General features: G+C 56.0%; 5 protein-coding genes. 4 read left to right on the forward strand and 1 reads right to left on the reverse strand.

Annotated features, from left to right (window positions below; translation table 11 throughout):
• Positions 1-10: 10 nt before the first annotated feature.
• Positions 11-1,069 carry a UDP-glucose 4-epimerase GalE gene (gene galE / locus G547_RS0113570; protein ID WP_051235457.1) on the reverse strand — a complete coding sequence of 353 codons (1,059 nt, stop codon included), beginning with the start codon at positions 1,067-1,069 and terminating at the stop codon, positions 11-13.
• Between the two features lie 375 nt (positions 1,070-1,444).
• Between galE and G547_RS0113575 the strand changes: the two genes are divergently transcribed.
• The 4 genes from G547_RS0113575 (at position 1,445) to G547_RS0113590 (ending at position 7,209) form a co-directional block, all read left to right on the forward strand.
• Positions 1,445-3,367, forward strand: a complete 1,923-nt coding sequence (locus G547_RS0113575) for a PrkA family serine protein kinase (protein WP_027330324.1) — start codon at positions 1,445-1,447, stop codon at positions 3,365-3,367.
• 78 nt (positions 3,368-3,445) lie between these two features.
• Complete coding sequence (locus G547_RS0113580) at positions 3,446-4,735, forward strand: YeaH/YhbH family protein (RefSeq protein ID WP_027330325.1); 1,290 nt, start codon at positions 3,446-3,448, stop codon at positions 4,733-4,735.
• Positions 4,736-4,738: 3 nt separating this feature from the next.
• Complete coding sequence (locus G547_RS0113585; RefSeq protein ID WP_027330326.1) at positions 4,739-6,247, forward strand: SpoVR family protein; 1,509 nt, start codon at positions 4,739-4,741, stop codon at positions 6,245-6,247.
• Between the two features lie 479 nt (positions 6,248-6,726).
• Positions 6,727-7,209, forward strand: a complete 483-nt coding sequence (locus G547_RS0113590) for a hypothetical protein (RefSeq protein ID WP_157209880.1) — start codon at positions 6,727-6,729, stop codon at positions 7,207-7,209.
• The last annotated feature ends 512 nt before the right edge of the window (positions 7,210-7,721 follow it).

Raw genomic sequence — 7,721 nt, forward strand, 5'->3', positions numbered from 1 at the left:
AACCAGAGAATCAGTAACCGTCCGGGTTCTGGGACTGCCAGCGCCAGGTATCCACCATCATCCGCTCCAGCCCGAACCGCGCCTCCCAGCCCAGTGCCTGTTTGGCCAGGTCGGCATTGGCGTAGCAGCTGGCGATATCCCCCGGGCGGCGCGGCGCAATGCGGTAGGGAATGTCCCGCCCACTGGCCTTTTCGAAGGCCTTGACCATCTGCAGAACAGAATAGCCCTGGCCGGTGCCCAGGTTGTAGGCGCGGCAGCCCGTGCCGGTGACTTCCAGCGCCTTCAGCGCCGCCACATGGCCTTTGGCCAAGTCCACCACGTGAATGTAGTCACGCACGCCGGTGCCGTCCACCGTGTCGTAATCATCGCCAAACACACTCAGTTCCTTGAGCTTGCCGATCGCCACTTGAGCCACATAGGGCAGCAGGTTATTGGGAATACCGGATGGATCTTCGCCGATCAGGCCGCTTTCGTGGGCGCCAACCGGGTTGAAGTAGCGCAACAGGCTGATATTCCATGCACTCTTTTGGTGCTCTTTGGGCGCAGCGGCCATATCCCGCAGAATTTCTTCAATGATCAGCTTGCTGCGACCGTAAGGGTTGGTGGCGCTGGTGGGGAAGCTCTCATCAATGGGTACGGAGGCCGGGTCGCCGTACACCGTGGCCGAGGAGCTGAAAATCAGGTTGCCCTGCCCGAATGCCTCCATAACCTCGCAAAGCGTCAAAGTTCCGCCGATGTTTTCCCGGTAGTACTTGAGCGGAATTTGAGCGGACTCGCCCACGGCTTTCAGGCCGGCGAAGTGCATCACCGCGGTAAAGTCATGTTTTTCAAAGACTTTGGTCAGCCCGGCCCGGTCATTCAGGTCCAGCTCGTAGAAGTCCGGCTCCAGGTCACAGATGCGCGCCACGCGGCGCACCGCCTCGCGCTTGCTGTTGCTGAGGTTATCCACCACCACGGGGCGATAACCGGCGTTAACCAGTTCGACACAAACGTGGCTGCCAATATAACCGGCGCCACCGGTAACCAGAACCTCCGGGCGGGTACTGCTGCTCGTTGAGGGTGAGTGCATACTTAGTCCTTCTTCCGTTCCGTAGCCAGACACTCCGGAGTGAGCATTACACCCCGGAAAACCGGCTCGCATTATGGCATATTCCAATGAGCCGGACGCGCTTTAAACGCGTCTTTATTGGAACCAACCCGGCTGCGGTTCAGTCAAATTTGGGGCAAACAGAATAACCGCTCAACCCCTCTCGGCTGAGCGACAACTTGCACGTTATTCATAGCCTCAACCTTGGCATCAAACTTTCATGGTAATGACTCGGGAAAGGACTTTTCTGCATGTAAAGATGCAACGAGATGGCCGTTTAGCGGCTATGCTTATCTGTGACAGCTTTTAGCGACTGGCTTTGAAAACAAGGCCGCTCAAAAGTGCAGGAGTGAATCAATGACCATTTTCAATCACTACCGCGAGCGCTATGTCTCGACCCAACAGGAAGAGTTGAGCATTCAGGAGTACCTGGACCTGTGTAAAACCGACCGGAGCGTCTACGCCACGGCCGCCGAAAGGATGCTCATGGCCATTGGCGAACCGGAATTGGTGGACACCTCACTGGACCCACGCCTGAGCCGCATTTTTTCCAACAAAATCATCAAGCGCTACGAGGCCTTCAACGAGTTCTATGGCATGGAGGAGTGCATCGAGCAGATCGTCTCCTTCTTCAAACACGCCGCCCAGGGGCTGGAGGAGAAAAAACAGATCCTCTACCTGCTCGGCCCGGTGGGGGGCGGCAAGTCCTCCCTGGCGGAAAAACTCAAAGCCCTGATGCAACAGATGCCCATTTACTGCATCAAGGGCTCCCCGGTGTTCGAATCCCCCCTGGGGCTGTTCAACCCGGACGAAGACGGCACCATTCTGCAAGAGGACTACGGCATTCCCAGCCGTTACCTGAAAACCATCATGTCCCCCTGGGCGGTGAAACGCCTGCATGAGTTCGAGGGGGACATCAGCCAGTTCAAGGTGGTGAAAGTCTACCCCTCGATTCTGGACCAGATTGCCGTCTCCAAAACCGAGCCGGGGGATGAAAACAACCAGGACATTTCCTCCCTGGTGGGCAAGGTCGACATCCGCAAACTGGAGGACTTCCCCCAGAACGACCCGGACGCCTACAGCTTCTCCGGCGGCCTGTGCCGGGCCAACCAGGGGCTGATGGAGTTCGTGGAGATGTTCAAGGCGCCCATCAAGGTGCTGCACCCGCTGCTGACCGCCACCCAGGAAGGCAACTACAACAGCACCGAGGGGCTGAGCGCCATCCCCTTCGAAGGCGTGATTCTCGCCCACTCGAACGAGTCCGAGTGGCAGGCGTTCAAAAACAACAAGAACAACGAGGCCTTTCTGGACCGGGTCTACATCGTCAAGGTGCCCTACTGCCTGCGCGTCTCCGAGGAAGTGAAAATTTACGAGAAGCTGCTGGAAAACAGCTCCCTCTCTCGCGCCCAGTGCGCGCCGGACACTCTGAAAATGCTGGCCAAATTCATTGTGCTCTCGCGCCTGAAGGAGCCGGAGAACTCCAGCATCTACTCCAAAATGCGCATCTACGACGGCGAAAGCCTGAAAGACACCGACCCCAAGGCCAAGTCCATTCAGGAATACCGGGACTCCGCCGGCGTGGACGAAGGCATGAACGGGCTTTCCACCCGCTTTGCGTTCAAAATCCTCTCCAAGGTGTTCAACTTTGACCCGACCGAAGTCGCCGCCAACCCGGTACACCTGCTGTACGTGCTGGAGCAACAGATCGAGCGCGAGCAGTTCCCGCCGGAAGTGCGCGAACGCTACCTCGGGTTTATCAAGGAATACCTGGCCCCGCGCTATGTCGACTTTATCGGCAAGGAAATCCAGACCGCGTACCTGGAGTCCTACACCGAGTACGGCCAGAACATTTTCGACCGTTACGTCACCTTTGCCGACTTCTGGATACAGGACCAGGAATACCGCGACCCGGACACCGGCGAAATACTCGACCGGGGCTCGCTCAACCAGGAACTGGAAAAAATCGAGAAGCCGGCAGGCATCAGCAACCCGAAGGATTTCCGCAACGAAATCGTCAACTTCGTGCTGCGCGCCCGGGCCAACAACAACGGTCGCAACCCGGCCTGGAACAGTTACGAAAAGCTGCGCTCGGTGATCGAGCAGAAGATGTTCTCCAACACCGAGGACCTGCTGCCGGTCATTTCATTCAATGCCAAGGCTTCCGCTTCCGACCAGAAAAAACACCAGGACTTTGTGGCGCGCATGATCGAGCGCGGTTATACGGAAAAGCAGGTTCGCCTGCTCTCCGAGTGGTATCTGCGGGTCCGCAAGTCCCAGTAACGCCTTCGCGGGCGCTGTTGGCCGCTCGCCTGCAAACGGGCGGGCGGCCAAAGGTGTTTTCTTCTACGAGGTATGCGTATGAGTCACATAGTCGACCGTCGCCTGAACGCCAAAAACAAAAGCGCCGTCAACCGGCAGCGCTTCCTGCGCCGTTATAAGGATCACATCAAAAAAGCCGTCTCCGGCGCCGTGAGCAAACGCTCCATTACCGACATCGAACAGGGCGAGAAAATCAGCATTCCCTCCCGGGACCTGAACGAACCCGTATTCCACCACGGCCAGGGCGGGCACCGGGAAAACGTTCTGCCCGGCAACAAGGAATTCACCAGCGGGGACAAAATCCAGCGCCCGCCCGCCGGCGGGGGTGGCGGCAGCGGTGGCTCCGGCGCCAGCGATTCCGGCGAGGGCGAAGACGACTTCGTCTTCCAGATCTCCCAGAGCGAGTTCCTCGACTTCATGTTCGATGACCTCGCCCTGCCCAACCTGGTCAAACGCCAACTGGTGGGCGATGCGGACTTCCAGCGCCACCGGGCCGGCATCAGCAACGAAGGCAACCCCGGCCAGCTGAACGTGGTGCGCTCCATGCGCTCCGCCCACGCCCGGCGCATTGCCCTGACCGCCAAAAAGCGCCGCAAACTCAAGGAACTGAAAGCCCAGCTCGAAGAAGAACAGGCCAAGCAGGACATCCTCTACGACGCCCGCAAGGTCAAGGCGCTGGAGGAGGAAATCACCGACCTGGAAGCGCGCATCAAACGCGTGCCCTGGCTGGACACCTTTGACCTGAAGTACAACCTCCACGTCAAACACCCGGTGCCGCGCAGCAAGGCGGTGATGTTCTGCCTGATGGACGTGTCCGGCTCCATGACCCAGGCCACCAAAGACCTGGCCAAGCGCTTCTTCATTCTGCTGTACCTGTTCTTACAGCGGAACTACGAACACACCGAAGTGGTGTTCATTCGCCACCACACCAGCGCCAAGGAAGTGGACGAAGAAGAGTTCTTCTACTCCCGCGAGACCGGCGGCACCATCGTCTCCAGCGCCCTGAAACTCATGCACAGCATCATGGAAGCGCGCTACCCCACCAGCGAGTGGAACATCTACGGTGCCCAGGCCTCCGATGGCGACAACTGGAACGAAGACTCCAGCGTCTGCCAGGAGGTGCTCTGCGACGAGATTTTGCCGCTGGTGCAGTACTTCTCCTACATTGAAATCACCCAGCGGGAACATCAGGCCCTCTGGCACGAGTACGAAGAAGTGAAGGCGCGCTTCCCCGAGGTCTTTGCCATGGAACAGATTACCGACGCACAGGACATCTTCCCCGTGTTCCGGGAGTTGTTCCACAAACAAACGCACAGACAGGCGGTGTAACCCATGCGTGAACGCACTCCGATTTCCACCGGTGCGGACTGGACCTTCGAATTGGTCCAGGAGTACGACCGCGCCATCGCCGGGATTGCGCAAGAATTTGGGCTGGACACCTACCCCAACCAGATCGAAGTCATCAGCTCCGAACAGATGATGGACGCCTACGCGGCGGCCGGCATGCCCCTGGGCTACCATCACTGGTCCTACGGCAAACAGTTCCTCTCCGTGGAAAACGCCTACACCCGCGGGCAGATGGGGCTGGCCTACGAGATCGTGATCAACTCCAACCCCTGCATTGCCTACCTGATGGAAGAGAACACCATGACCATGCAGGCGCTGGTGATCGCCCACGCCTGCTACGGCCACAACTCCTTCTTCAAAGGCAACTACCTGTTCCGCACCTGGACCGACGCCAGCTCCATTATCGACTACCTGGTGTTCGCCAAGAACTACATCGCCCAATGCGAGGAGCGCTACGGCATCAGCGAAGCGGAAGCCATCCTCGACTCCTGCCACGCTCTGATGAACTACGGCGTGGACCGCTACAAACGCCCCTCCCCCATCTCTGCCGAGGAGGAACGCTACCGGCAGGAGGAACGTGAGATTCAACTGCGCAAGCAGGTCAACGACCTGTGGCGCACCATCCCGCGCATGACCCCGGAGGCCGAACACCACGAGCAAAAACACCGCTACCCCAGCGAACCTCAGGAAAACCTGCTGTACTTCATCGAGAAGAACGCCCCCCTGCTGGAGCCCTGGCAGCGCGAAGTGGTGCGCATCGTGCGCAAAATCGCCCAGTACTTTTACCCCCAGCGCCAGACCCAGGTCATGAACGAAGGCTGGGCCTGCTTCTGGCACTACACCCTGCTCAACGAAATGTACGACCGGGGCCTGGTCACCGACGCCTTTATGATGGAGTTTCTGCAGTCACATTCCAGCGTGATCTACCAGCCGCCCTACGACAGCCCCTACTACAACGGCATCAACCCCTACACCCTGGGCTTCGCCATGATGATGGACATCCGCCGCATCTGCGAAAAACCCACCGAGGAAGACCGCCGCTGGTTCCCGGACATCGCCGGCAGCGACTGGAAAGAAACCATGCAGTTCGCCATGCGCAACTTCAAGGATGAGAGCTTCATCCTCCAGTTCCTCTCCCCCAAAATCATCCGCGACCTGAAACTGTTCGCCGTGGTGGACGACGACCAGGAAGCCCACATCGAAGTCAACGCCATTCACGACGAAGAAGGCTACCGCGCCGTGCGCCAGGCCCTGGCGGGCCTGTACAACCTGGGCAACCGGGAACCCAATATTCAGGTGTATAACGTTAACATTCGAGGCGACCGCTCCATCACCCTGCACCACACCCGCCACTCCCGAAAACCGCTGGATAACTCCGCCCAGGAGGTGATCCGCCACCTGCACCGGCTGTGGGGGTTTGATGTGCATTTGCATTCGATGGAGGGAGGTAAGATCGAGCAGAGTTTTCGTTGTCCGCCGATCAACAGCGAGTAGCTGGTAAACCACATTCTCGCCCGAGCGTCAAAGGTGACTTTTAGGGTTGCCAGACCGCATTTTATGTGGCAATTTACGACATAGGACGTCAGCGACCCAGTCGCTGTCTTTTCACAATGCGCGAATAGCTGCGAGGGATTGCGTGTTTTCCGCCCCCTCTCCAAAAAATTCCCGCAAAAACAACTAGTTACCGTTCTACGGTGAAATGATATAGCGCCCCGCCGAGAGTAGTAACGCGCGTGCGTATTTTTACCAGCAGATAAACGCGAAAAATAGAAAATGTTCTGAAAATCAATTGTTTATGGTGTTCTCCGAGAAGGTCCCAAGTTTGATATCGGATATGCGCTACAGACCGATGCTATGCAGGAGTAGAGCGAAAGTTGAGCAGCGAGCAATTAGAACTAAGTGACGGAACTCTACGCCAGCGAAGAAACTTGATGCTCATTAGCGTCCTGCTGATATTCATTAAGCATTCCCAAATGAAGTTTGGTGAAGAGCTAACAGTATTAGGGGCCTCTGCTGTTATAGAAAACCCAAGTTTCATTTTACCGTTTCTATTAACAGTCCAGGCATACTTTTTATGGAGATTCTACCAGTACTTTCATACTGACAAAGCTTATTCAGCACTTAAGGGGCAGTACAACGGTAGTTTAAGCGCCGTTCTTGATAGCTCTACTATGAAAGAGATATTCAAATCTCTCCCCGAGGGGGTTACGTCATTATCTGGTAGCTATACATACTCAAAACTGGAAAAGACGGATGCAAATTACTATCAAGTCGAAGCGGAAACTCCAGGGGGTGAGGAGGAGCCAAAAATATATTCTGTAAAGGTCCCCAAAGCCCCTATAGAGCGAAAGCGAATCGGCGTGCTTTTTGGTTTCATGTTTAGAGGTAGGATATTAAGCGACTTTTTTTTGCCTTACGCGTTAGTTGTGTATGCAGTATTATTACATATCTTATAACATCAGCTGTCATCGCCCCCGCGGAGCTGGAACGGCCTTTCGGCCGCCCCATAGCTACAAGCCTGCCTTGAAACCGAGCGTCAGGCGTGAATTCGAGTCCGAGGAAGAAAAAATGTCTAATTCAAATACTGGAAGGCACGCATTCTCATTCGAGGGAGGTGAGCAACTCACCAAGATTGGGGCCACTTTCTTCGTCTCATGTCTATACCATAGGCATATCGATTCCACTCACAGAAACTGGGACTCGATCAGAACTCAGAAATCTCGTACTAGTACAATCAACAGTTCTGAGAGTTACCACCAAGTCTGGCTGGAGCATATCAGAGGCATGAATGATGCCAATTTGAATAAAAACACTTTGGTCCTTGATGCAGCAAACGTGAAAAAAATGGCATTAGCCATACAAAAGGCGTTATGAGTCCGTGTTACCCACAATTGGTGGACACCTTCTATAGTTAGATAAACCACTATTGAGGTGTTCAAAATGGCACGTAAAAAGAGACAAGCCTACA

This window comes from Marinimicrobium agarilyticum DSM 16975, from assembly GCF_000423345.1.
GTDB classification, from domain to species: Bacteria; Pseudomonadota; Gammaproteobacteria; order Pseudomonadales; family Cellvibrionaceae; genus Marinimicrobium; species Marinimicrobium agarilyticum.